The organism is Pseudomonas sp. MWU13-2105 (genome assembly GCF_023242315.1).
Lineage (GTDB): Bacteria > Pseudomonadota > Gammaproteobacteria > Pseudomonadales > Pseudomonadaceae > Aquipseudomonas.
This window is the reverse complement of record NZ_JALLIY010000011.1, coordinates 248,485-271,492: the sequence shown is the minus strand read 5'-3', so window position 1 is coordinate 271,492 and position 23,008 is coordinate 248,485. Positions and strand designations below refer to the sequence as shown.

At 62.0% G+C, this 23,008-nt stretch carries 16 protein-coding genes and 1 pseudogene; 6 read left to right on the top strand and 11 right to left on the bottom strand.

All coding sequences use genetic code 11. The annotated features are described in order from the left end of the window. Positions 1–521 precede the first annotated feature (521 nt). Together M5B96_RS18200 and hutC are read right to left on the bottom strand one after the other, a co-directional pair. Positions 522–1,100, bottom strand: coding sequence for a HutD family protein (locus M5B96_RS18200; protein WP_248798104.1), 579 nt, complete (start codon positions 1,098–1,100; stop codon positions 522–524). Next, entirely contained in the window at positions 1,097–1,807 is a 711-nt protein-coding gene (hutC, locus tag M5B96_RS18195) for a histidine utilization repressor (protein ID WP_152737845.1), read from the bottom strand. Before hutC ends, M5B96_RS18200 begins: the two co-directional genes overlap by 4 nt. Before the next feature lie 144 nt (positions 1,808–1,951). Here hutC and M5B96_RS18190 point away from each other — a divergent pair, with 144 nt between their 5' ends. Next, a complete protein-coding gene (locus M5B96_RS18190) occupies positions 1,952–3,316 on the top strand; it encodes a formimidoylglutamate deiminase (protein WP_248798103.1) in 1,365 nt (454 codons plus the stop codon). Positions 3,317–3,439: 123 nt separating this feature from the next. On the opposite strand, the gene M5B96_RS18185 is transcribed toward M5B96_RS18190, so the two are convergent. Continuing rightward, positions 3,440–3,997 carry a lipocalin family protein gene (locus tag M5B96_RS18185; protein ID WP_248798102.1) on the bottom strand — a complete coding sequence of 186 codons (558 nt, stop codon included), beginning with the start codon at positions 3,995–3,997 and terminating at the stop codon, positions 3,440–3,442. Between the two features lie 30 nt (positions 3,998–4,027). Then, the gene (locus M5B96_RS18180) at positions 4,028–4,282 is read right to left on the bottom strand and encodes a hypothetical protein (protein ID WP_103495495.1); all 255 of its coding nucleotides are present in this window, start codon (positions 4,280–4,282) and stop codon (positions 4,028–4,030) included. A 400-nt stretch (positions 4,283–4,682) separates the two neighbouring features. Here M5B96_RS18180 and M5B96_RS32755 point away from each other — a divergent pair. Together M5B96_RS32755 and M5B96_RS32750 are read left to right on the top strand one after the other, a co-directional pair. Next, positions 4,683–5,717, top strand: a pseudogene (locus M5B96_RS32755) (cache and HAMP domain-containing protein); the annotation flags it as partial. After that, positions 5,697–6,575 (top strand): methyl-accepting chemotaxis protein, encoded by an 879-nt coding sequence (locus tag M5B96_RS32750; protein WP_412548618.1) that lies wholly within the window; start codon positions 5,697–5,699, stop codon positions 6,573–6,575. The pseudogene M5B96_RS32755 and the gene M5B96_RS32750, both read left to right, overlap by 21 nt. A 155-nt stretch (positions 6,576–6,730) precedes the next feature. Here the strand turns inward: M5B96_RS32750 and M5B96_RS18170 are convergent, their stop codons facing one another. The 5 genes from M5B96_RS18170 to M5B96_RS18150 form a co-directional block, all read right to left on the bottom strand. Next, positions 6,731–7,333 (bottom strand): DUF924 family protein, encoded by a 603-nt coding sequence (locus M5B96_RS18170; protein WP_248798100.1) that lies wholly within the window; start codon positions 7,331–7,333, stop codon positions 6,731–6,733. A gap of 4 nt (positions 7,334–7,337) precedes the next feature. Next, positions 7,338–8,348: a class 1 fructose-bisphosphatase gene (locus tag M5B96_RS18165; protein ID WP_248798099.1), complete on the bottom strand. Its 1,011-nt coding sequence runs from the start codon at positions 8,346–8,348 to the stop codon at positions 7,338–7,340. Positions 8,349–8,631: 283 nt separating this feature from the next. Next, the gene (locus tag M5B96_RS18160; protein ID WP_412548617.1) at positions 8,632–9,960 is read right to left on the bottom strand and encodes a DUF3999 domain-containing protein; all 1,329 of its coding nucleotides are present in this window, start codon (positions 9,958–9,960) and stop codon (positions 8,632–8,634) included. Between the two features lie 32 nt (positions 9,961–9,992). After that, positions 9,993–13,649, bottom strand: coding sequence for a DUF2339 domain-containing protein (locus M5B96_RS18155; RefSeq protein WP_248798097.1), 3,657 nt, complete (start codon positions 13,647–13,649; stop codon positions 9,993–9,995). Positions 13,650–13,745: 96 nt separating this feature from the next. Then, positions 13,746–16,196, bottom strand: a complete 2,451-nt coding sequence (locus M5B96_RS18150) for a glycogen/starch/alpha-glucan phosphorylase (RefSeq protein WP_248798096.1) — start codon at positions 16,194–16,196, stop codon at positions 13,746–13,748. Positions 16,197–16,461: 265 nt separating this feature from the next. Here M5B96_RS18150 and M5B96_RS18145 point away from each other — a divergent pair, with 265 nt between their 5' ends. Beyond that, positions 16,462–16,896: a YkgJ family cysteine cluster protein gene (locus tag M5B96_RS18145; protein ID WP_248798095.1), complete on the top strand. Its 435-nt coding sequence runs from the start codon at positions 16,462–16,464 to the stop codon at positions 16,894–16,896. 138 nt (positions 16,897–17,034) lie between these two features. Here M5B96_RS18145 and typA read toward each other — a convergent pair whose 3' ends face one another. Next, on the bottom strand, positions 17,035–18,855 hold the full coding sequence (gene typA / locus M5B96_RS18140; protein WP_103495503.1) for a translational GTPase TypA: 1,821 nt from the start codon (positions 18,853–18,855) through the stop codon (positions 17,035–17,037). A gap of 138 nt (positions 18,856–18,993) precedes the next feature. Continuing rightward, positions 18,994–20,448: a tRNA uracil 4-sulfurtransferase ThiI gene (gene thiI, locus M5B96_RS18135; RefSeq protein WP_248798094.1), complete on the bottom strand. Its 1,455-nt coding sequence runs from the start codon at positions 20,446–20,448 to the stop codon at positions 18,994–18,996. 331 nt (positions 20,449–20,779) lie between these two features. On the opposite strand from thiI, the gene glnA reads away from it, so the two are divergent. Both glnA and M5B96_RS18125 read left to right on the top strand, forming a co-directional pair. Further along, on the top strand, positions 20,780–22,186 hold the full coding sequence (glnA, locus tag M5B96_RS18130) for a type I glutamate--ammonia ligase (RefSeq protein ID WP_191489959.1): 1,407 nt from the start codon (positions 20,780–20,782) through the stop codon (positions 22,184–22,186). A 205-nt stretch (positions 22,187–22,391) separates the two neighbouring features. Next, positions 22,392–22,778, top strand: a complete 387-nt coding sequence (locus tag M5B96_RS18125; protein WP_248798093.1) for a cupin domain-containing protein — start codon at positions 22,392–22,394, stop codon at positions 22,776–22,778. Positions 22,779–23,008 lie beyond the last annotated feature (230 nt).

The following is a 23,008-nucleotide window of genomic DNA, read 5'->3' as shown; positions in this document are numbered from 1 at the left end:
TACTTGGTGGGTTTCCGGGTATTGTCAGTCACGAAAAAAACTCCTCTGCGATCGTCCAAACCAGCCCAGGCAGTGGGCGAGCGAGCGTGTGCGGGAAAGCCCGTCACAAGCGGAAATTGGGGCGGTGCGCGAATCTTCCTGACGACTCATACGCACACATCTTTACTTGTACATACAAGCATATGCAATCAAGCGGCCAACTTGCAAATCGCGAGCGGAAGAATTTTTCAGAATAGCCCGCAGGGCCCGTGGGACGTGGCTTTTGGCGAACAATGGAATTGCAGGAGGATGACAGACTGCAGGCAGGAAGCTGTTACCGAGACAGGATTTTGCGCCATGCTGGGGCGTTCGGTAACAAAATAGGGCGGGGTGGATGCACCGTTCTTGTGGCAAGCGTAACTGTGGGAGCGGTGCTAGCCCGCGAAGCTTTTAGCGACCTCAAGGGCCTCTTCGCGAGCAAGCTCCGCTCCCACAGGGACCGCGCTCGGCCTTAGCTAAACAGCATTCTGCTCACCCATCTGTCAGGCGGGGGTCAGCTCGATCACACAGCAACGCCCGGTCACCGCCACTTCCAGCAACTCGTCGTTAGCCTCCAGTTGCAGGCAGTCATGCCGCCCCAGCACTTCATAGCGGCTGTTACCCAGGCCGATATGCAATTGTTCGCTGATACTGAAGATCAACAGCACCGCCGCCGAACTGAAAAAACGCTTGGGTGGCGCACTATTGAGCCACTGCAAGCGCGCGCTATAGCGATCCGGCGCATAGATCAGGTTGAAGTCGCGGATCGCCCCGTCAATCAAGGTGCAGCTCACCTGGCTCGCACCGCTGAAGGCAAACGGATCCAGCGGCAACAAGGCCCGCGTGCGCTGGCCATCGACCTGCAAGGTCATGCCGGCGCCTTGCAGCACGGTGATGATCCGCTCATAACCGGCAAAGGTGGAAAACCCGCCCGACTCGCCGATATCGGCAATCGACAGGCGCCAGCCGAAGCCGTCCAGGCCCTCGCCCGCGTCCCGGGTGATTTCCTCGGTGCTGCCGCCGCCGTTTTTCCACGGCATGCGCGGGTAATCCGCCGCGCGCAAGACTTTCAACTGACTCATTTGCTAAAGCGTCCTTCCAGACGATGACGGGAACCGGGGTGGATCAGACGGGCGGCGGTCACCGGCTGCCGGCCGGACCAGGTCCGGCGGCGAATCAGCAGGCACGGCTCGCCCGGCTCGATCTGCAACAGCTTGCACTCTTCTGCCTCGGCGAGGATGGCCTCGACCACGTGCTCGCCCTCGGTCAGCGGCGCGACCTGGGACAGATAGGCGTACGGCGTCTGCAGGGTGAAATCCTGCTTGAGGTAATCCGGCGCCACCAGCGCGTTGACGAAGCGATCCTCGATCTGCACCGGGATATCGTTCTCGAAATGCACGATCAGCGAGTGGAACACCTTCTGCCCTTCGCGCATATCCAGGGCCACGGCGCGTTCGGAGCCGGCGGCCTCTTCGCCGAGGGTGATGATCTTGCAAGTGTGCCGATGGCCACGCGAGGCGATCTCGTCGGCGATGTTGTGCACTTCGAACAGCGCCGACTGGCTCTTCGGCTCGGCGACGAAAGTACCGACCCCCTGCATGCGCACCAGCAGGCCTTCGGCGGTCATTTCCCGCAGGGCCCGGTTGATGGTCATGCGGCTGTAGCCCAATTGCTCCACCAGCTCGCTTTCCGACGGCACGCGGTAATGCGGCGGCCAGTTTCCGCTGTCGATCTGCTGGCTGATCATCTGTTTGACGCGGGCGTATAGCGGCGCCGGACTGTCGCCCATATGGGCAGCCAGCGAGTGGTTGGCAGGCGGAGTCGGCACGGGAAATCCTTGTTCGATTCAAAGATGGCTAGCTTGCCGGAGTTTACCGGGCAGGCAAACGTCTGTATATGTATATACAAATAACACACGATGGGGTGCTGAACCATGTCCGCCTTCTTTGCCGAACGCGCGCTGCTGCCTAGTGGATGGGCCAACAATGTACGCCTGGAGGTCAACGCCGCGGGCGTGCTGACCCAGGTCCAGGCCGATTCCCATGCAGAAGCCGCCGAGCGGCTGGGTGGCCCGCTGCTGCCGGGCATGCCGAACCTGCATTCGCATGCTTTCCAGCGCGCCATGGGCGGGCTGGCGGAAGTGGCCGGGAACCCTAATGACAGTTTCTGGACCTGGCGCGACCTGATGTATCGGCTGGTGGGCAAGATCAGCCCGGAGCAAATGGGCATCATCGCCCGTCAGTTGTACATCGAGATGCTCAAGGCCGGCTACACCTCGGTGGCCGAATTCCACTATGTGCACCACGACAGCAATGGCCAGCCCTACGCCGATCCGGCCGAACTGGCCGTGCGCATCAGCCAGGCGGCCAGCGCCGCCGGCATCGGCCTGACCCTGCTGCCGGTGCTGTACAGCCACTCCGGCTTCGGTGGCCAGGCGCCCAACGAAGGGCAGCGCCGCTTTATCAACAGCACCGAGAATTACCTGAAGCTGCACGCACGTTTGCAGCCGTTGCTCGCCAAACAGCCGACCCAGGCCCTCGGGCTGTGCTTCCACTCGCTGCGCGCAGTGACGCCACAACAGATCAATGAGGTGCTGGCCGCCAGCGACAAGCACTGCCCGGTGCATATCCATATCGCCGAACAACAGAAGGAAGTCGACGACTGCCTGGGCTGGAGCGGCAAGCGTCCGCTGCAATGGCTGTACGACAATGTCGAAGTGGATGAACGCTGGTGCCTGGTGCACGCGACCCACGCCGATGCCGAGGAAGTTACGCGCATGGCGAAGAGCCGGGCGATTGCCGGGTTGTGCCTGACCACCGAGGCCAACCTCGGCGACGGGATTTTCCCGGCGGTGGACTTCCTCGCCCAGGGCGGACGGATGGGCATCGGTTCCGACAGCCATGTGTCCTTGAGCGTGGTGGAAGAACTGCGCTGGCTGGAATATGGCCAGCGCCTGCGCGATCAGCGGCGCAACCGCCTGTACCGCGCCGATCAGCCGATGGTCGGGCGCACCCTGTATGACGCCGCGCTGGATGGCGGCGCCCAGGCCCTGGGGCAAGCGATCGGTCGGCTGGAGGTCGGCAAGCGCGCCGACTGGCTGGTGCTCGATGGCAGCGACCCGTACCTGGCGACGGCGCGGGATGACGGTATTCTCAACCGCTGGCTGTTCGCCGGCGGCGACCGCCAGGTGCGCGACGTGATGGTCAACGGCCAATGGACGGTGCGCGGCGGACGCCATGCGGACGAAGAAGAAAGCGCCCGGGCGTTCACCCAGGTGCTGCGCGACCTGCTGAACTGAACCCGAAGACCTGCATCGCCCAAACTGACGCCTTCGCGGCGGTGCCGCGAAGAGGCCCTTGAGCCTTTCAGCGCCTATCCGGACGCCATCGCCAGCAAGCCGGTATCTACAAGGTCAGTGAATTCAGTTGGGCATCTTCGCATCCGGCGTGCGCCAGATCAGCCGGGTGGTGTCGTAACCCTGCTGGCGCGCCCGGCTCAGTAGCTCCTCACGAGTCTCCGCACTGACCTTGGTCGTACGCGACAACAACCACAGGTAACGACGATTCGGATTGCCGACAATCGCCGTCTTGTAGTCATCGCTGACATACAGGATCCAGTAGTCGGCCTTGGCCACGCCCGGCAACAGCGACGTGAACCAGTTATCGAACTTCACCCACAGCTTGTCGGCTTGCCCCGGCACCTGCGGCGTCGCCGTACCCTTGGCTTCCTCCCAGGTCCATTGCTCGGTCAGGCAACGGTTGAACACCGCCATCTTGCCGTCAGCCATCAGGCTGTAACGGGCCTCCGACTGCGCGCAATTGCGCTGGAAATACATCGGCATCCTGGCCAGCTCGTACCAGGTGCCCTGGTAACGTTTCAGGTCGACGTGACCTGCGGTCTTGGGCGCCAAATCGTCGCCGGACGTAGCGCAACCGGCCAGCAACAAGCCGGCCAAAAAAATAACCACTAAACGCAACATTGTTCTTCTCCCGCGGGCGCTCGCCCCGGTTTACTTCAGGCCTTGCCCGGAAAACATCAGGACTTTGTCACCGGCATACTGCACGCTGATAAAGCTGTTCTTGTTACCCCAGGTGCAACTGGACATGCCAAGCGCGCCGGAACAGTCCGAGGGTGAGCCGAGTAGCTTCTCGACATCGGCCTTGGCCATGCCCGCGGAGATTTTCGAGTAGTTTTCCTGATTGACCTTGCTGCACGCGACCAACAGCACGCAGAACGACAAAAGGGCGAGAGAGCGCAACGACATGGGGGAACTCCTGGGGCTCAAAGGTGGGCACGGCTGCCTACCGCAAGCTTAGAAGAGAAAAGGGCCATCTGGTTCCCGAGCCCCGGTGCTTTTCTTACAGTGATTTCCTTCAAGGATTTTCAGGGAGTTTTTCAACGAAACCTGCACTTCGTCGGCTTTGTCGCCGGAAAATTAATATTCAGCGCAAGAGTGTCGACATAATCAGGTAATACCATTTTGCCTGTATGGCAGGCCCGTACGCCGATATTCAAGGCGCTACGCCCCGCCATGGCGAGCAATGGAAAAGCAGGACAAGGACTTCCGACGCCGACGTTGACCAAGAGAAATTGCCCCACAGGTGCAGACCTGTGGCAAATTGACGCCCCCTCGTTGACCAGCCCCCCTGTGGACAGCCCATTTCATGACCAAAAACTTCAAGTTCAGCCATAAGATTCTGTTGGCGGCGGCCCTGGTGGTCGCGGTGGCGTTCGCCTGCTTCATCCTGTTCAACGACTATCGCCAGCGCGCGGCCCTGCGCCACAGTACCGAGGACTCGATGCAGGCACTGGGCAGCCTGACCACCAGCAACATCCAGACCTGGCTGGAAAGCCGTATTCAACTGTTGCAATCGCTGTCCCAGCAGATCGCCGCGGACGGTAGCTCCGCGGACAGCCTGAAGCACGCCATCGGCCTGCCCGCCTATGCCGGCAACTTCCAGCTCAGCTATTTCGGCAGCGCCGAGGGCGTGATGACCTCGATTCCGGTGGGCAACCGTCCCGCCGACTACGACCCACGCACACGCGGCTGGTACAAGGCCGCCACCGCCGCCCAACAGACCATCGTCACCGAACCCTATATCGCCGCCTCCTCCGGCAAGCTGGTGATCACCCTCGCCACCCCGGTGCAGCACCAGGGCCAGTTCATCGGCGTGACCGGCGCGGATATCGACCTGGGCAGCATCAGCGCCATCATCAACTCGCTGAACTTCGGCGGTCACGGCCATGCGTTTATCGTCAGCGCCGACGGCAAGATCCTGATTCACCCGGACAGCAAGCTGATCCTGAAAAACCTCGCTGACGCCTACCCGACCGGCGCACCGAAAATCAGTGCCGGGCTCAAGGAAGTCGAGGTGGACGGCAAGCACCAGTTCATCTCCTTCACCCATGTCAGCGGCGTGTCCTCGGTGGACTGGTACGTCGCCCTGGTGCTCGACCAGGACACCGCGTTCGCCATGCTCAGCGAGTTCCGCACCTCGGCGATCATCGCCACGGTGATCGCCGTGATCATTATCATCGCCCTGCTCGGCATGCTGATCCGCGTGCTGATGCAGCCGCTGCACCTGATGGGACGCGCCATGCACGACATCGCCGAGGGTGAAGGCGACCTGACCAAGCGCCTGGTCATCCACGGCCACGATGAATTCGGCACCCTGGGCATGTCCTTCAACCGCTTCGTCGAACGCATCCACACTTCGATCCGCGAAGTCGCCTCGGCCACCGGCCAGGTCAATGAAGTGGCCTTGCGGGTGGTCAGCGCCTCCAACTCGTCGATGCTCAACTCCGACCAGCAGGCCAGCCGCACCAGCAGCGTGGCGGCGGCGATCAACCAGCTCGGCGCCGCGGCCCAGGAAATCGCACAGAATGCCGCCCTCGCCTCGCAGCACTCCAGTGAAGCTCGCAGCCTGGCGGAAGACGGCCAGCAGGTGGTGAACAAGACCATCAGCGCGATGCAGCAACTGTCGGCCAAGATCAGCGACTCGTGCGGCAACATCGAAACCCTGAACAGCAACACGGTGAATATCGGCCAGATCCTCGAAGTGATCACCGGCATTTCCCAGCAGACCAACCTGCTGGCGCTCAACGCGGCCATCGAGGCGGCGCGGGCCGGTGAGGCTGGACGTGGCTTCGCGGTGGTGGCCGATGAGGTGCGCAACCTGGCGCACCGTACCCAGGATTCGGCGCAGCAAGTACAGAAGATGATCGAGGAGTTGCAGGTCGGCGCCCGCGAAGCGGTCAGCATCATGACCGACAGCCAGCGTCAGAGCGAAAGCAGCGTCGGCATCGCCAACCAGGCGGGCGAGCGGCTGGGCAGCGTGACCCAGCGCATCGGCGAGATCGACGGCATGAACCAGTCGGTGGCGACCGCTACCGAGGAACAGACGGCGGTGGTGGAATCGATCAACGTCGATATTACCGAGATCAACACGCTGAACCAGGAAGGCGTGGAAAACCTGCAATCGACCTTGCGCGCCTGTTCGGACCTGGAACAGCAGGCGGCGCGGTTGAAGCATCTGGTGGGTAGTTTCCGGATCTGAGATCTGCGGGGGACCTGAGGGCCTCTTCGCGGGCAAGCTCCGCTCCCACAGGTTTTCGGTTGTGCACAAAATTTGCGGACAACTCGGATATTGTGGGAGTGGAGCTTGTCGAATCGCCGCACCGCCGCGAAAGGGTCATCAGCTACACAGAAAATCTAAAAGCGTGAACCCGGTTCTTGCAGGAACGCCACTTCCTCGACCGTGGACTCACGCCCAAGAACCCTATTGCGATGGGGAAAACGCCCAAACCGAGCAATAACGTCGCGATGCCGTTCGGCATAATCCAGATAATCGGCAAAAATCGCCCGACCCACCTCGGGTTGCTCCGCCAGCAACGCGGCAAAACGCGACACCGCCTCGTTCTGCACCGCCAGGTGCTCGCAGTGCTCGAACACCAGGTAGACAAACACCCGCTGTATCGCCGACAACCGCCGGTCAAAATCCGCAGCCACCCCCTGTGCCACCAGCGCCTGGGCGCGGGCATCACCGGAGAAAGCCCTGGGGCTATCGCGGAAGATCATCCGTGGCAGTTGATCGAGCAGGATCACCAACGCCAGCCAACCTTCGGGACATTGCGTCCACTCGGTCAAATCGCCAGCCAGTGCCTGCTCGACCTGGACCCCGAAACGCTCACGCGCCTCAAGATCCTGGCGGTCACGCTTGCCGAACCACAACCGGCCCTTGTCAGCCACCATCGCGGCGGTCGTCCCGGCTGAACCGAACCACCACTCAAGCAACGGCTGCCAGGGCGCGGACATGGCTTCAGCCCTTGTGGTAGCCGGTGATCCGTTCCACTTCGTCCTTGGAACCGAGGAACACCGCGACACGCTGGTGCAGGCCGTCCGGCTTGATGTCGAGAATACGCTGGTGGCCGTCGGTGGACGCGCCGCCCGCCTGTTCCACCAGGAACGACATCGGGTTGGCTTCGTACATCAGGCGCAGCTTGCCCGGCTTGGACGGCTCTCGGCTGTCGCGCGGATACATGAACAGACCGCCACGGGTCAGGATACGGTGCACGTCCGCGACCATCGCGGCCACCCAACGCATGTTGTAGTTCTTTTTCAGCGGGCCTTCCTCGCCGGCTAGCAATTCGCCGACATAGCGTTGCACCGGAGCTTCCCAGTGACGCTGATTGGACATGTTGATCGCGAATTCCTGAGTGGCGGCCGGGATCTTGATGTCTTCATGGGTCAGCACGAAGCTGCCCATTTCACGGTCGAGGGTAAAGCCTTTCACGCCATCACCCAGGGTCAGCACCAGCATGGTCTGCGGGCCGTAGATCGCATAACCGGCGGCTACCTGCTGGGTACCTGGCTGCAGGAAGGCCTTTTCGTTCAAGGCTTCGTTCTGGCTCAGGTGTTCATTCGGGCAACGCAGCACCGAGAAGATAGTACCGACCGGCGCGTTGATATCGATGTTCGACGAACCGTCCAGCGGGTCGAATACCAGCAGGTAGGCGCCTTTCGGGTATTTACCGGGGATCTGGTAGGCATTGTCCATTTCCTCGGACGCCATGCCGGCCAGGTGACCACCCCACTCGTTGGCTTCGAGCAGGATCTCGTTGGAAATCACGTCGAGTTTCTTCTGCACTTCGCCTTGTACGTTCTCAGTCCCCATGCTGCCCAGAACCCCACCCAGCGCGCCTTTGGAGACGGCATGGCTGATTTCCTTGCAAGCACGCGCAACCACTTCGATCAGGAAACGCAGATCGGCAGGCGTGTTGTTGCTGCGGGTCTGCTCAATCAAATAGCGACTCAGGGTAACGCGGGACATGGATGGCTCCGGAGATGGGGGGCTGAAAACCCGCGCAGTTTAACGCGAGTCGACATGTATTGCCTCCTGTCAGACCGAGTTCCGACACGGAGAGTTCAAGGACCGGGTTCAGCGTAGCCCAAAAGCACGGCAAATAACCTGCTCCCGGTCATTGCCAACGCCGCAGGAACGACGGCAATCCTTTAGGATCCGGCTGACGGGTGATTAGGCCAGTCAGCCTTGCATCGCCTGATCGACCGCCATCGCCGGCAAGCCGGCGGCCACGGGGTCCCGGGCAAAACGCCTAGACCTGCGGTTTGCGCAGCAGGCTGAAAGCCATCCCCGCCAAGGCCGCCACCCCCAGCAGCAAAACGGCCCACAAACCGATCTTCTTCCAATCGGTGCCCAGCGCAACCGGTACCGCCGGCGGCTGCACCGTGGCCACCGCGCCGCCGCTTGCCGTGGCCTTGCCCAATCCGGCCAGACGCTGCGGACTGTAATCGGGGATCAGGGTCGACAGCGACAGGTTCGCCGCCTTCACCGTCGGGTTGCCCAGGGCCAGGGAAAACGGCGGCTCGCCACGGGCCAGGAACACCAGTTGGGTGCTGCGCACCGCAAATCGCAAGATCGGCGCCTGCGCGCCCAGGCCACCGCCGCGCTCGTCGACCAGCAACTTCAATTGCGCCACGGCACGCCCGGGCAACTGCAACTGGTCCTGGACCACGTCCTGGCCATTCTGGGTCAGGCGATAGAGCAAGCCGCTGCCCAGCGCCTGCCACGGCGCATTACCGTCCTGGCGCCCGTACAAGTTCACCGGCGCCAGGCTGTTGGCCTGCGCCAGCTCGACCCGCACCTGCTCAAGGGGCAGGCCGAGCGGTAGCTGCCAGGTGTATTCCCCGGCCTTGGCGCTCGTCCCGGCCAACGGCTGCGACCATACCAGCGGCAACGGCAGGCTGCTGGTAGTGGAACTGGCCAACTTTGCCGAGCTGAGTACCGGCGCTGTCTGCGGCGACCGCCACAACAGGCGCAAGTAACGCGCCGACAACCCCGGCAAGGCGACTTCATGCTGCTCCACCCGTTCATCGGCAAAGGACAAGCGTGCGACCTGCCCATCGCCCCAGGCCTGCCAGTGCTGCAAGTCGTCGCTGGCCTCGATGCTGAAACGCTGGAAGCCGTCGCGCTCGCTGCTCCAGTCCAGGACAAGCTGCTGCAACGGTGCCTTGATCGCGCTGGCATCCAGCAGCCAGCCGCGCAGCACTTCTTCACCGGCCTCCAGTTCCCCCGAAGGGCTCACCTCGACCAGGGTGCCGTTGGCCGATGACTGGACCCGCACGCTCGGCGTGACCTGCGGCGCATCGGCCGCGTTGTACAGCGGAAACCACTTCACGTCCGTCAGGCTGTGGCTCTGGGTCGCCTGCGCCTGTTCCCGCAGCAGGGCATAAGCCTGGGGCTCGCCGGCGGCATTGAATACGCGCACATCGCTGAGATCGGACTGGCGCGCACTTAACTGCAGCGTCAGCGGCAGTTCCAGGCGATACCAAGGGCCCTCGCCACTCAGGGCCAGGGGCACCCGGGTGCCGTAGTCGCCGGGTTTTTCCTGGGCGAACGCCGACAACGCCGCACACAACCCCATGACGCCCAACCAGCACGGGCTCAACTTGTGAATCAAGACGACACTCCTTCAGTTTCCGCATCCACCGGTTCAGGCTCCGGACGTTTCGGCGGCAGCGGTGCAAAGTAACCGACCACCAACAACAGCACGCCGACGCCGATGAACGAGACGATCCGCGCCAGTCCACCACGATTGCTCAACTCGACGAAGAACAACTTGGCGACCACCACGGCGATCAGGGCCGCGCCCACCAGCCAGACCTCGCGACGATGACGCAGATGGCCACCGATCATCAGGCCCAGGGCAATCAGGGTCCAGGCAATCGACAGACCGGCCTGCACCTGCATCGACGCCAGCAGGTCATCCAGCTTGAACGGCACGCCGCCCCAATGGTGCGCGGTGCGCATCACCAGCGCGCTGACAAAGGCGAACAGCGAAAGCCCGGCCACCGCCTGGGTGACCAGCTGTGCATAATCGCGGCGCAGAGCCCATTGCGCCACGGCGCTCCGCGACCAGAGGTAGATCCCCAGCAAGGCGAACATCAGCCCCAGTTCCAAGGGGTTGAGCAGCGGTACATAAGGCAGCGGCTCGGCCTGACCGTCACTGAAAGTGTTCGCCAACCAGAACCAGGCCAGCATCAGCACGGCCAGGGGCAATGCCGCGTAGAGGCGATATTCGCGCGGGTACGCCGCCACCGGCCACGGCCATTGGCGTGGCGCGGCCATCAGCACCAGATAGAGGCTCGGCAGGATCGCCCAGCCCAGCCAGCGCCAGGCGTTGTAGTGCTCGGACAGGCTCATCAGGCCAAAACGCAACTCCAGCGCCAGTACGCCGAGGATCAGCCAGCAACCCAGCACATGGGCATAACTCAGGGCCTGGGCGGGCAGGATCGGCGCCAGGCGCCGCAACGACAGCAGGTGCACGACAAACACTGCCGCCCAGGCCAGCCAGCCGTAATCGGCCGCCGGGTGATACGCCGGGTCCCAGGCGCCGTAGAGCACCACCACGGCAACCGGCGTCAGCAAGGTGCAGAGCCGGCCCAGGGTCGGCCAGTTCAAGCGCGCGGCCAGCAGCGTCCAGAGCAGCACGCTGAACGCGGCCAGGCCCAGCAACGCCTGGGATTGCAGATGCGCCGGGACAAAGCGCAGCACTTCGCTGACCCAGGCCAGGCCCCACCACAGCGCGCCCCAGACCAGCAGGACATTGGACAGGCCCGTCAGGCTCAGGACCTCGAAGGCCGCGGCCTGGCTGCCACGTTGCAAGCGCCAGGCCGCGACCAGCGCCGCCAGGCTCAACACCATCGGCGTCCAGAAGCCGCTGTGGGCCAATGGTCGCAGGCCCTCGGCGGACAGCGCGCGGAACAGCTCGGGCTCGGCCATCAGGAACGCCGCGCCGCCGATCACCTGCAACAGCAAGCCGAAGACGAAGCTCACCCGCTGCTGCAAGTACAGGCTCAACCAGATGATCAACAAGCCGCTGGCGGCCCAGACCCCGCTGGCGGTTTCCCACGGCAGGACGAACAGCACCGCGAGGTTGATCAGCACCAGCCCCGCCAGCAGCACCACCGACAGGCCTCGGAGCAGGCGCGCATCATTGCGGACCATATCGTCGCGGGCGGCCAGCAGCATCCCGGCGATCAATGACAGGCCGATCAACGAAGCGCTCATCAGGCCGCTCCAGCCGGCGTTGAATACCGCCGTCGAGTCGCCCTGGGCGCCTTGCAGCCGCAGCAGGAACAACGCGCCGCCAAGCAGTTGCACGGCAAAGGCACTGAACAGGAAGCTACGCGATTGCAGGCGCAGGCCGACAAACAGGGTCGCCAGCCCGGCCAGCGCCCAACTGATCGCCGTGCCCTGGGTGAAGAAGAACAGCGGCGCCAGCAGGTAGAGGAAGGCCAGGCCACTGCAGGCCAGCAATGGTGCCAGGCCGCGCTCCCAGGCCGCGAGCTGTTCCGGCAATGCCTTGCGTACTTGCTGGAAGCTGAACAGCAAGGACCCGCCCAGCAGCAAGGCGCCCAGTGGCGCGCCATCCAGCAGGCTGGTGTCACCGACCTGCAGCTTGCCGAGGAACGCCAGCGCCGAACCGATCTGCAACAACAGGGCAAACGCCCGGGCGAACGGTCGTTGCTGACGCAGACCGAGCCAGAAAATGCCCGCGCCTTCCACCGCCCAGGCCGCTGAAGTCCAGCGCGCATCCAGGCCCAGCGGGATCGCCAGGCTGGCGAAGATCACGCCCAGGGCCAGGCAGGTCTCCCCCAGCAGCAAGGCGCGACCGCCGGCGAGTATCCGCGCCAGCCCCATGTAGATAATGCCCAGGGCCAGGGCACTGAACGCCGCCGCGAATTCCAGGTGCCGGACCACCGCGAATTGCAGGCCGAAGCCCACCAACGGCGGACCGAACAGCATGGCGCCGTCGACATAATCGCCCTGGCGAGCCGACCAGCGCAGCAGCGCTTCACGGCTGTCGTCCGCGGGACCAGCGGCGATCTCGCGCAATTTGCGCCGGGCAAACAGCAGGCCGATCGCCAGGTACATCAGGAAGAACAGCACCAGGAAGGGTTCGGTGCTCCACAGCAATTCCGCTTTATACGAACGCAGGCCCCAGGCGAAACCGATACCGAAGGTGCCGACAAAGCCGATCAGGTTGAGCAGGCGCCAGGTCTTGAACCAGGCGATCGCCAGGATGCCGGCATTGAGCAAGGCGAAATAGCTGAACAGCGCCACATGATTGCCGCTGCCGGTGGAGGTCAGGATCGGCGCGGCGAAACCACCCAGGGCGGCAGCGGCGGCCAGGCCGAGAGCGTCCTGGGTGATGGCGAGGATCGCCGAGAACAGCGTGACCGCCACCAACAGGCCGAGGGCCGCCGAAGGGTCGAGCAACGGATGCAGGCGCATCGCCGCAAACACCGTCAGGTACAGCACCGCGATCCCGGTGCCTTGCAACATCAATGCATAGCTGCTGTTGCGCAGGCGTAGCCACCAGCCGAGCCCGAGCAGGCCCAGGGCGCAGGCGGCGACCCCGGCGTAACGCGCCTCGATCGGCACCACCATGCCTTCGGTGGCATAGCGCAGCAGGAAGGCCAGACCGAGGAACAGCAGGAGGACACCGACGCGCAACACCGTGTTACCACCGAACAGCCAGTTGCGCGCGCCGGCCAGGGCCCGCTCGATCAGATTCGGTTCGCGTGGGGTGCGAGGCGCTTGTGGTTCGCGGGATTCGGCCATGAGCGGTTCCGGCGCCCAGGCATCGACCTCGGGGTGCACGCTTTCGGAGCGAGGGCTGTCGCGCTGGGGCTCCTGGAGCTCGACCGGCAGTTCCCAGACCAGCTCGGGAACCACGCGCTGGGCCTCGGGGAGCGGTTCGCCAGCTTGTTCTGCCTGGAGGTGTTCGGCCTGGAAGTGTTCGGCAACGGCTTGCGCGGCGGCTTCGGACACCTCGGGAGCCACTTCGGCGAGCGCCGCGGCCACGGACGGCCCAGGCGTCCTGTTCGAGGCGATTTCGAGCTGGCGCACGCGCAGTTCGACGGTCGCCAGGGCTTTTCGCGCCTGTTCCAGCTGGAGCATCTGCTCGGCGCTCCGCCGACCCAGGCTCATCAGGCGGAAAGTCTGGCCGATGCCCAGGCCCAACAGGGCGCCGATCAGGGCGTCGGTGAACACCGAATCCACCAGCCAGCCCAGCGCCAGGCCCACCAGCATCAGAATCCATTGCATGCGCGATATCCCTATGCGGCGTCCGAAAATATGCCGCGTAGTATATCGATCCGGCCCCCGGAAAGTGGGGCCGGGTGCACAACTTGCCGCAAAAAGTTAATCCAGCGCTTTCCAGATCTCCGTGGCGTATTCACGAATAGTCCGGTCCGAGGAGAACCAGCCCATGCGCGCACTGTTAAGTACAGCAGAACGCCACCATTCCTTGGAGTCGTTCCAATGGGCTTCGACCCGGGCCTGGGCATTCCAGTAGGAGTCGAAATCGGCGCAGACCAGGAAACGGTCATAGTCGATCAACGAATCCACCAGCCCGACATAACGAGAGGGATCATCTGGCGAAAACACCCCGCCGCGAATGGCTTGCAGCACATCATTGAGTCGATGGGAGGCCGCTACGTCGGCCGCCGCGCTGAACTCGCCGCTCTGCTTGCGCGCCTCCACCTGCTCGGCGCTGAGGCCGAAGATGAACATGTGTTCCTCGCCAATCCGCTCGGACATTTCCACGTTGGCCCCGTCCATGGTGCCGATGGTCAGCGCACCATTGAGACCGAACTTCATGTTGCTGGTACCCGAGGCCTCGAAGCCCGCCGTGGAAATCTGCTCCGACAGGTCCGCCGCCGGAATGATGCTTTCCGCCAGGCTGACGTTGTAGTTGGGCAGGAACACCACCTTGAGCAGACCGCGCACGGTCGGGTCGTGGTTGACCGTACGGGCAATGTCGTTGGCCAGCTTGATGATCAGCTTGGCTTGGTGATAACTGGCCGCCGCCTTGCCGGCGAAGATCTTCACCCGCGGCACCCAGTCGGTTTCCGGTTCGGCGCGGATCGCCTGGTACAGCGCCACGGTGTGCAGCAGGTTGAGCAACTGGCGCTTGTACTCGTGGATCCGTTTGACCTGCACATCGAACATCGCCGCCGGGTTGATGGCGATCCCCAGACGCTCGTGGATCAGGGCCGCCAGGGCCCGCTTGCTGTGCAGGCGCTGTTCGGCGAACTGCTTGCGAAAGCCGGCTTTCTCGGCAAAGGGCTCCAGGCCCAGCAGCAGTTGCTCGGGGTTGTCGAGCAGTTCCGGCCCGACGGCGTCGACCATCATCGCCGTGAGCTTCGGGTTGGCCTGGTAGAGCCAGCGGCGGAAGGTGATGCCGTTGGTCTTGTTGTTGATCCGCTCCGGATAGAGCTTGTGCAGTTCGGAAAACACCGTGCTGCGCATCAGTTGGGTGTGCAGGCCGGAAACGCCGTTGACACTGTGGGAGCCGAGGAACGCCAGGTTGCCCATGCGCACCCGCCGGCCATTGTCCTCCTCGATCAGCGACACCGCGCGCAACACGTCGAAATCGTGGATGCCCTTGGCCCGCAGCGAATCGATGTGCTGGGCATTGATCAGGTAGATGATCTGCATATGCCGCGGCAGCATGCGTTCCATCAGGCCCACCGGCCAGGTTTCCAGGGCTTCGGGGAGCAAGGTATGGTTAGTGTAGGAGAGGGTTTCGACGGTGACCTGCCAGGCCGCATCCCAGGCGATATCGTGCAGGTCGACCAACTGGCGCATCAACTCGGCCACGGCAATCGAGGGGTGGGTGTCGTTGAGCTGGATCGCCGCGTGCTCGCCGAGGCTGAGCACCGAGTCGTGCATATTCTTGTGCCGACGTAGCAGATCCTGCAACGACGCCGAGACAAAGAAATATTCCTGGCGCAGCCGCAGCTCCTGGCCGGCCTCGGTGCTGTCGGCCGGATACAGGACCCTGGAGATGCTCTCGGCCCGGGCCACTTCGGCGACCGCGCCGAGGTGGTCGCCGGCGTTGAAGCGTTCCAGGTGCAGTTCTTCGGTGGCCCGCGCGCGCCAAAGACGCAGGGTGTTCACACTGGCCCCGCGCCAACCCACCACCGGCGTGTCATAGGCCACCGCCCGCACGGTTTCCGAGGCGGTCCAGACCTGGCGGGGCGCGCCGTTCTCGTCGGTGACGGTTTGCACCTGGCCGCCGAAACCCACGGGATAGATCACTTCGGCGCGCTCGAACTCCCAGGGGTTGCCGAAGTCCAGCCAGTTCTCGGTCTGTTCCTGCTGCCAGCCATCGACGATGGCCTGGCGGAACAAGCCGTGCTCGTAGCGGATGCCATAGCCATGACCGGCGATCCCGAGGGTCGACATGCTCTCCATGAAGCAGGCCGCCAGGCGCCCCAGGCCACCGTTGCCAAGCGCCGCATCGGGCTCCAGCAGGCGAATCCGCTCCAGGTCCACACCGAGCTCCACCAGCGCCTCACGGACGATCTCCAGCAGGCCGAGGTTGCTCAGGCTGTCGTACAGCAGGCGACCGATCAGAAACTCCAGGGACAGGTAATACACCCGCTTCTGGCCCTTGCGGTAGATATGCCGGGTGTGGTCCATCCAGCGTTCGACCATATGGTCGCGGGCGGCCAAGGCGATGGCCTCGAACCAGTCATGATCAAACGCGTGGTCCGGGTCCTTGCCCACCGCGTATGTAAGTTTGGCTAGGACAGCGTCGCGAAAAGCGGCGACCTCGGCTTCACGGACAAGCGGTTCCTGAGACATCGGTACAACCTCTAGCGAGATGGACGATTTGAAAGACGAGTGTTCTGAGCCTAGACGGTTCGACACGGGGCGACGACGCAGGTTCGGCGTTTTTTACGGATGACCCGGGGAAAAGCCGACGACCCCATGCTGCCCCAAAAGCATGCACTCATGTGGAAATCTCCCTGCAAAGTTGCGTTTGTACGAAAAACCGTCAAAAGGTTGTTCACAAATCCACCAGCCCCGGTATCATCGCGCGCCCTGATACACCCTGGACAACAGCCGGATGAAACCTACCCTGATCGCCGCCGCGGAACTCGACCGCCTCGAAACCTGGCAGAAATACTCCAGCCATATGTGCGGAGGCTGCATGTCCAGTTGCTGCACCTTGCCGGTGGAAGTCAAGATCAAGGACCTGATCCGCATCGGCATCGTCGACGAATTCGAGCGTGGCGACCCGCCGAAGAACATCGCCAAGCGCCTGCAGAAGGAAGGGATCGTCGAACGCTACAACCAGAAGTCCGAGATCTTCACCTTGCAGCGCATGAGCAACAACGACTGCCTGTACCTGGATCGCAAGTCACGGCTGTGCACCATCTACGAAAAACGTCCGGACACCTGCCGTAACCATCCAAAAATCGGGCCACGCCCGGGCTACTGTGCCTACAAGCCCAAGACCCCGGAACGCCCGGCGCCGGACAAGATGCTGTACAACTTCTGATCAACACCCCTTGAAACACCAGCCCTGTGGGAGCATCGCCCACCCTGACAAGGTGTGCGACGCCCCATAAGCCAGACAAACAAAAATGCCCCCGACCTTGCGGTCGGGGGCATTTTTTTTGCCAGCTAACTAAACGACTTAGTTACCGGACTTCTTGGCCGCGCGGGTACGCTCGCTTTCGCCCAGGATCTTCTTGCGAAGACGGATGGACTTAGGCGTCACTTCGCACAGTTCGTCTTCTTGCACGAACTCCAGAGCCTGCTCCAGGGTGAACTTGACCGGCGGAACCAGGGCGATGGTTTCGTCCTTGCCCGAAGCACGCATGTTGTCGAGCTTCTTGCCTTTGGTCGGGTTCACGCCCAGGTCGTTGTCGCGGCTGTTCAAGCCGACGATCTGACCTTCGTAGATGTCCTGGCCGTGTTCAACGAACAGCTTGCCACGTGCCTGCAGGGTTTCCAGCGAGTAGGTCAGCGCCTTACCGGTAGCCACCGAAACCAGCACGCCGTTCTGACGGCCGGACATGTCGCCGGACTTCATCACGTCGTAACGGTCGAAGATCGAGGTCAGGATGCCGCCACCGGAGGTCAGGGTCAGGAACTCGTTACGGAAACCGATCAGGCCACGCGCCGGGATGTTGTACTCAAGGCGCACACGGCCCTTGCCATCCGGAACCATGTTGGTCAGGTCGCCTTTACGCAGGCCCATTTGCTCCATGATCGCGCCCTGGGATTCTTCCGGCAGGTCGATGGTCACGTTTTCGTACGGTTCGTGCTTGACGCCATCAACCATGCGGATGATCACTTCCGGACGACCGACACCCATTTCGAAGCCTTCGCGACGCATGGTTTCGATCAGTACCGAGAGGTGCAGCTCACCACGGCCGGAGACCTTGAACTTGTCAGCCGAGTCGCCTTCTTCAACGCGCAGGGCAACGTTGTAGAGCAGCTCTTTGTCCAGGCGTTCCTTGATGTTACGGCTGGTGACGAACTTGCCTTCACGGCCGCAGAACGGCGAGTCGTTGACCTGGAAGGTCATCGAAACGGTAGGTTCGTCAACGGTCAGCGGCTTCATCGCTTCGACGTTCAGTGGGTCGCACAGGGTGTCGGAGATGAACAGCTGCTCGAAGCCGCTGATGCAGACGATGTCGCCGGCAGCCGCTTCTTCAACGTCGATACGGTGCAGACCGTGGTGACCCATCAGCTTCAGGATACGACCGGTACGCTTCTTGCCATCGGCGTCGATAGCGACAACCGGGGTGTTCGGCTTGATCCGACCACGGGCGATACGGCCAACACCGATAACACCCAGGAAGCTGTTGTAGTCCAGTGCGGAGATCTGCATCTGGAACGGACCGTCACGGTCGACTTTCGGCGCGGGTACGTCGTCGACGATCGACTGGTACAGCGGGGTCATGTCTTCCGCCATGGCGGTGTGGTCCAGACCGGCAATACCGTTCAGGGCCGAGGCGTAGACGACTTTGAAGTCGAGCTGTTCTTCGGTGGCGCCGAGGTTGTCGAACAGGTCGAAGATCTGGTCCAGAACCCAGTCCGGACGCGCGCCCGGACGGTCGACCTTGTTGATCACCACGATCGGACGCAGGCCGGCTTCGAAAGCCTTCTTGGTCACGAAACGGGTTTGCGGCATAGGGCCGTCTTGGGCGTCAACCAGCAGCAGAACGGAGTCGACCATCGACATTACGCGTTCGACTTCGCCGCCGAAGTCGGCGTGGCCCGGGGTGTCCACGATGTTGATGTGGTAGCCGTTCCAGTTGATGGCGGTGTTTTTCGCCAGGATGGTAATACCGCGCTCTTTCTCCTGGTCGTTGGAGTCCATCACGCGCTCGTCGTTGAGCTCGTTGCGCTCCAGGGTGCCGGATTGACGCAAGAGTTTGTCTACCAGGGTGGTCTTACCATGGTCAACGTGAGCAATGATGGCGATGTTGCGTAGATTTTCGATCACTTGTGTATCTCGATCAGAGGATTCGGTGTGCTGACAAGTCTTGGCAGCGATTTACAGCAGAGTCCGGCAAGCCGTTACAACTTGACGGCGGCGTCGGGGGGCCGGTGACGCAAGCCACAGGCAAACAGCCCCGGGCACTTAGCTCGGTCGATAAACGCGCACATTGGCATGCCCCTCACTGAGCAAATGGTGGGCATGCAGGCGACTCATCACGCCTTTGTCGCAATACAACAGGTACTGGCGAGTAGGGTCCAGTTCCTTGAAACGAGCGTTCAGAGCATAAAACGGCATCGCTTGTACCTCGATGCCAGCGATCTCCAGCGGGTCGTCGTCCAGGGCATCCGGGTGACGGATGTCGATCACGATATGACCGGCCAGCGCCTCGCTGACTTCTTCAATCTGCAAATCCTGGCCCAGTTCGTCGATGACTCGATCGATGGGTATCAGTTTGGCCCGCTCGAGCGCCCGCTCGAGAATCGCCATGTCGAACTGTTGTTCCTCGTACTCCACGCGGTTGCGCTTGGCGTGGGTCTTGGGGTTCACCGAAATGACCCCGCAATATTCCGGCATGTGCTTGGCGAAGTCGGCCGTGCCGATCTCGCTCGCCAGGTTGATGATGTCCTGCTTGTGGCTGGCGATCAGCGGACGAATCACCAGCTTCTCGGTCACGCAGTCGATCACCGCCAGGTTCGGCAGCGTCTGGCTGGAAACCTGGGAAATCGCTTCGCCGGTCACCAGCGCACTGATGTCCAGTCGATCAGCCATGACGGAAGCAGCGCGCAACATCATACGCTTCAATACTACGCCCATATGACTGTTATCGACTTTACCGAGAATTTCTCCCAGCACTTCCTCGAACGGCACGCTGACAAACAGCACCCGCTGGGAGCTGCCGTACTTCTTCCAGAGGAAGTGGGCGACTTCCATCACCCCCAGCTCGTGGGCGCGGCCACCGAGGTTGAAGAAGCAGAAGTGGCTCATCAGGCCGCGGCGCATCATCTGATAGGCGGCCACGGTGGAATCGAAACCACCGGACATCAGCACCAGCGTCTGCTCGATGGAACCCAGCGGGTAACCGCCCAGGCCATCGTGCTGGCTATGGATGACAAACAACCGTTGGTCGCGAATTTCCATTCGCACCTCGATTTCCGGCTCCTTGAGGGAGATCCCGGCGGCATTGCACTGTCGGCGCAACTGGCTGCCGACGTACTTTTCCACGTCCATGGAGGTGAAATCGTGCTTGCCGGCGCGCTTGCAACGCACCGAAAAAATCTTCCCGGGCAGGGCCGCGCCGAAGTGCTGCTTGCACTTGGCGGTGATGTCGTCGAAGTCACCCAGCGGGTACTCGTCGACCTGCAGGAAATGCGCGATACCCGGCATGCAGCACAGGCGCTCGGTCAGCTCCTGCAGGGCCTTGGGCTCGCTCAGCGCGGTTTCCAGCTCGAGATTGTCCCACACGCCGTTCACCACCACGGCCGGATCCAGGTCACGGAGCACGGTACGGATGTTCTTGGCCAACTGGCGGATGAATTTCATCCGGACAGGACGGCTTTTAATGGTGATTTCGGGGAAGACTTTTACGATAAGTTTCATGAAAACAGCGCGCGAAGGGCCGGCCGAAAAAGGGGGGCGCGGATTATAGCGGAAATTGCTCAAGGTTTAACCAGTTATTGTACAGATGGTTTTATGCGCACCAAAACGGATCACTTGTGATTTTTTAAGACCTATTATGGTGCAGCAAATGCCCGAAAATTCTCCTATGCTCGCTGCAACGCTTGAGATTGGGGCAAAAAACCCATCACGGGGCACTGGCATGCAATTTGCTCTCTTGTGAGGCAGGTTGCCATGGCCGATATTCGCGCCGGCATCACCACTCTTTCAGGGCTAACTCCACTACCCAGCCCGAAGCCACCCGGAGGACACCATGTCGAAGTCGGTTCAACTCATCAAAGATCATGACGTTAAATGGATTGATCTGCGCTTCACTGATACCAAAGGCACTCAGCACCACGTGACCATGCCGGCCCGTGATGCACTGGATGACGAATTCTTCGAAATCGGCAAAATGTTCGACGGCTCCTCCATCTCCGGTTGGAAAGGCATCGAAGCCTCCGACATGATCCTGATGCCGGACGACAGCACCGCCGTACTCGACCCGTTCACCGAAGAGCCGACCCTGATCCTGGTCTGCGACGTGATCGAGCCTTCGACCATGCAGGGCTACGACCGCGACCCACGTGCGATCGCCCGTCGCGCCGAGGAATACCTGAAGTCCACCGGTATCGGCGACACCGCTTTCTTCGGTCCGGAGCCTGAGTTCTTCATCTTCGACTCGGTCAAGTTCAAGTCCGACATCTCCGGTTCCATGTTCAAGATCTTCTCCGAACAAGGTTCGTGGATGTCCGACCAGGATGTGGAAGGCGGTAACAAGGGCCACCGTCCAGGTATCAAAGGCGGCTACTTCCCGGTACCACCGTTCGACCACGACCACGAAATCCGTACCTCCATGTGCAACGCACTGGAAGAGATGGGCCAGACCGTCGAAGTTCACCACCACGAAGTGGCGACTGCCGGCCAGAACGAAATCGGTGTGAAGTTCAACACCCTGGTCAACAAGGCTGACGAAGTACAGACCCTGAAGTACTGCGTACACAACGTGGCGGATGCCTACGGCCGTACCGCGACCTTCATGCCAAAACCGCTGTACGGCGATAACGGCTCGGGTATGCACGTTCACATGTCCATCTCCAAAGAAGGCAAGAACACCTTCGCTGGCGAAGGTTATGCCGGCCTGTCCGACACCGCCCTGTACTTCATCGGCGGTATCATCAAACACGGTAAGGCCCTGAACGGCTTCACCAACCCGTCGACCAACTCCTACAAGCGTCTGGTTCCAGGTTTCGAAGCACCAGTAATGCTGGCCTACTCGGCGCGCAACCGTTCCGCCTCGATCCGTATTCCTTACGTCAACAGCCCCAAGGCTCGCCGTATCGAAGCACGCTTCCCGGATCCGGCTGCCAACCCTTACCTGGCCTTCGCCGCGCTGATGATGGCCGGCCTGGACGGTATCCAGAACAAGATCCACCCTGGCGACGCCGCGGACAAGAACCTGTATGACCTGCCGCCTGAAGAGGCCAAGGAAATCCCACAGGTTTGCGGTAGCCTGAAAGAAGCCCTGGAAGAGCTGGACAAGGGCCGTGCGTTCCTGACCAAGGGCGGCGTATTCAGCGACGACTTCATCGATGCCTACATCGAGCTGAAAAGCGAAGAAGAAATCAAGGTCCGCACCTTCGTACACCCACTGGAATACGAGCTGTACTACAGCTGCTGATCCAGTCGCGTTCGCGCAAGCGGCGTAACAAAAGGCCACCTTCGGGTGGCCTTTTTCATGGGCAGGAATCGAGATTTCTTGAAACGCTTGAAGACTGGCAGGACGGCGCGACGCGGCGTTAACTATGGATTCCCGACCTTGCGACGGGAACCACAGGCACCGCGCCTGGCGCGCGGTACAAGGACGTTAACCTGGAACCCGACACATGACCTCGATCTCGACACCCGTGGCACAAACCCCACCTGCCCCTTCAGCCCAGGTACTACTACGCAGCACCTGCTCCTGGGACGGTACGCCTTATGAACGCTATCCCAAGGGAGCACCGGAACTGACCTTGCTGCAGGTCAATATTCCGGCTGACACCGAATTGGGCTGGCACATCCATCCGATTCCCAGCGCCGCCTACATCCTCTGCGGCGAAGTGTGGGTGGAGACCCGGGAAGGCGGTCACAACACGCTATTGAAACAGGGCGACACAATAGCGGCCCTGGTCAACATCCAGCATCGCGCCCGCACTGGCGCGGTTCCGGTGGACCTGTTGGTGTTCTATGCCGGCAGCGAGGGCATGGCGCTCTCGGAGTCGAACCCTTGACCCCTTAATGCAGGAACCCAGGACCAGCAATTTGCAGCCGAGCACGGTCTTGTGGCGCGCTCGGCTGCGCAGCAGCCGTAAAACCATAGTCCAGTTATATCCGATACACCGTGATTACAGGTTTTTGGGGTCGCTTCGCGCCCCAGCGCGGGCAAGCCCGCTCGCCACAAGACCGTGCCCGGCTACAAATAGCCTTAACTGAACAACATTGGGACACGCCCAGATTTTTT

Bases quoted from the DNA above. Each gene is read 5' to 3' on its own strand.
- M5B96_RS18200 (WP_248798104.1), bottom strand. From the start codon at position 1,100: ATGAGTCAGTTGAAAGTCTTGCGCGCGGCGGATTACCCGCGCATGCCG.
- hutC (WP_152737845.1), bottom strand. From the start codon at position 1,807: ATGGGCGACAGTCCGGCGCCGCTATACGCCCGCGTCAAACAGATGATC.
- M5B96_RS18190 (WP_248798103.1), top strand. From the start codon at position 1,952: ATGTCCGCCTTCTTTGCCGAACGCGCGCTGCTGCCTAGTGGATGGGCC.
- M5B96_RS18185 (WP_248798102.1), bottom strand. From the start codon at position 3,997: ATGTTGCGTTTAGTGGTTATTTTTTTGGCCGGCTTGTTGCTGGCCGGT.
- M5B96_RS18180 (WP_103495495.1), bottom strand. From the start codon at position 4,282: ATGTCGTTGCGCTCTCTCGCCCTTTTGTCGTTCTGCGTGCTGTTGGTC.
- M5B96_RS32750 (WP_412548618.1), top strand. From the start codon at position 5,697: ATGTCCTTCAACCGCTTCGTCGAACGCATCCACACTTCGATCCGCGAA.
- M5B96_RS18170 (WP_248798100.1), bottom strand. From the start codon at position 7,333: ATGTCCGCGCCCTGGCAGCCGTTGCTTGAGTGGTGGTTCGGTTCAGCC.
- M5B96_RS18165 (WP_248798099.1), bottom strand. From the start codon at position 8,348: ATGTCCCGCGTTACCCTGAGTCGCTATTTGATTGAGCAGACCCGCAGC.
- M5B96_RS18160 (WP_412548617.1), bottom strand. From the start codon at position 9,960: ATGGGGTTGTGTGCGGCGTTGTCGGCGTTCGCCCAGGAAAAACCCGGC.
- M5B96_RS18155 (WP_248798097.1), bottom strand. From the start codon at position 13,649: ATGCAATGGATTCTGATGCTGGTGGGCCTGGCGCTGGGCTGGCTGGTG.
- M5B96_RS18150 (WP_248798096.1), bottom strand. From the start codon at position 16,196: ATGTCTCAGGAACCGCTTGTCCGTGAAGCCGAGGTCGCCGCTTTTCGC.
- M5B96_RS18145 (WP_248798095.1), top strand. From the start codon at position 16,462: ATGAAACCTACCCTGATCGCCGCCGCGGAACTCGACCGCCTCGAAACC.
- thiI (WP_248798094.1), bottom strand. From the start codon at position 20,448: ATGAAACTTATCGTAAAAGTCTTCCCCGAAATCACCATTAAAAGCCGT.
- glnA (WP_191489959.1), top strand. From the start codon at position 20,780: ATGTCGAAGTCGGTTCAACTCATCAAAGATCATGACGTTAAATGGATT.
- M5B96_RS18125 (WP_248798093.1), top strand. From the start codon at position 22,392: ATGACCTCGATCTCGACACCCGTGGCACAAACCCCACCTGCCCCTTCA.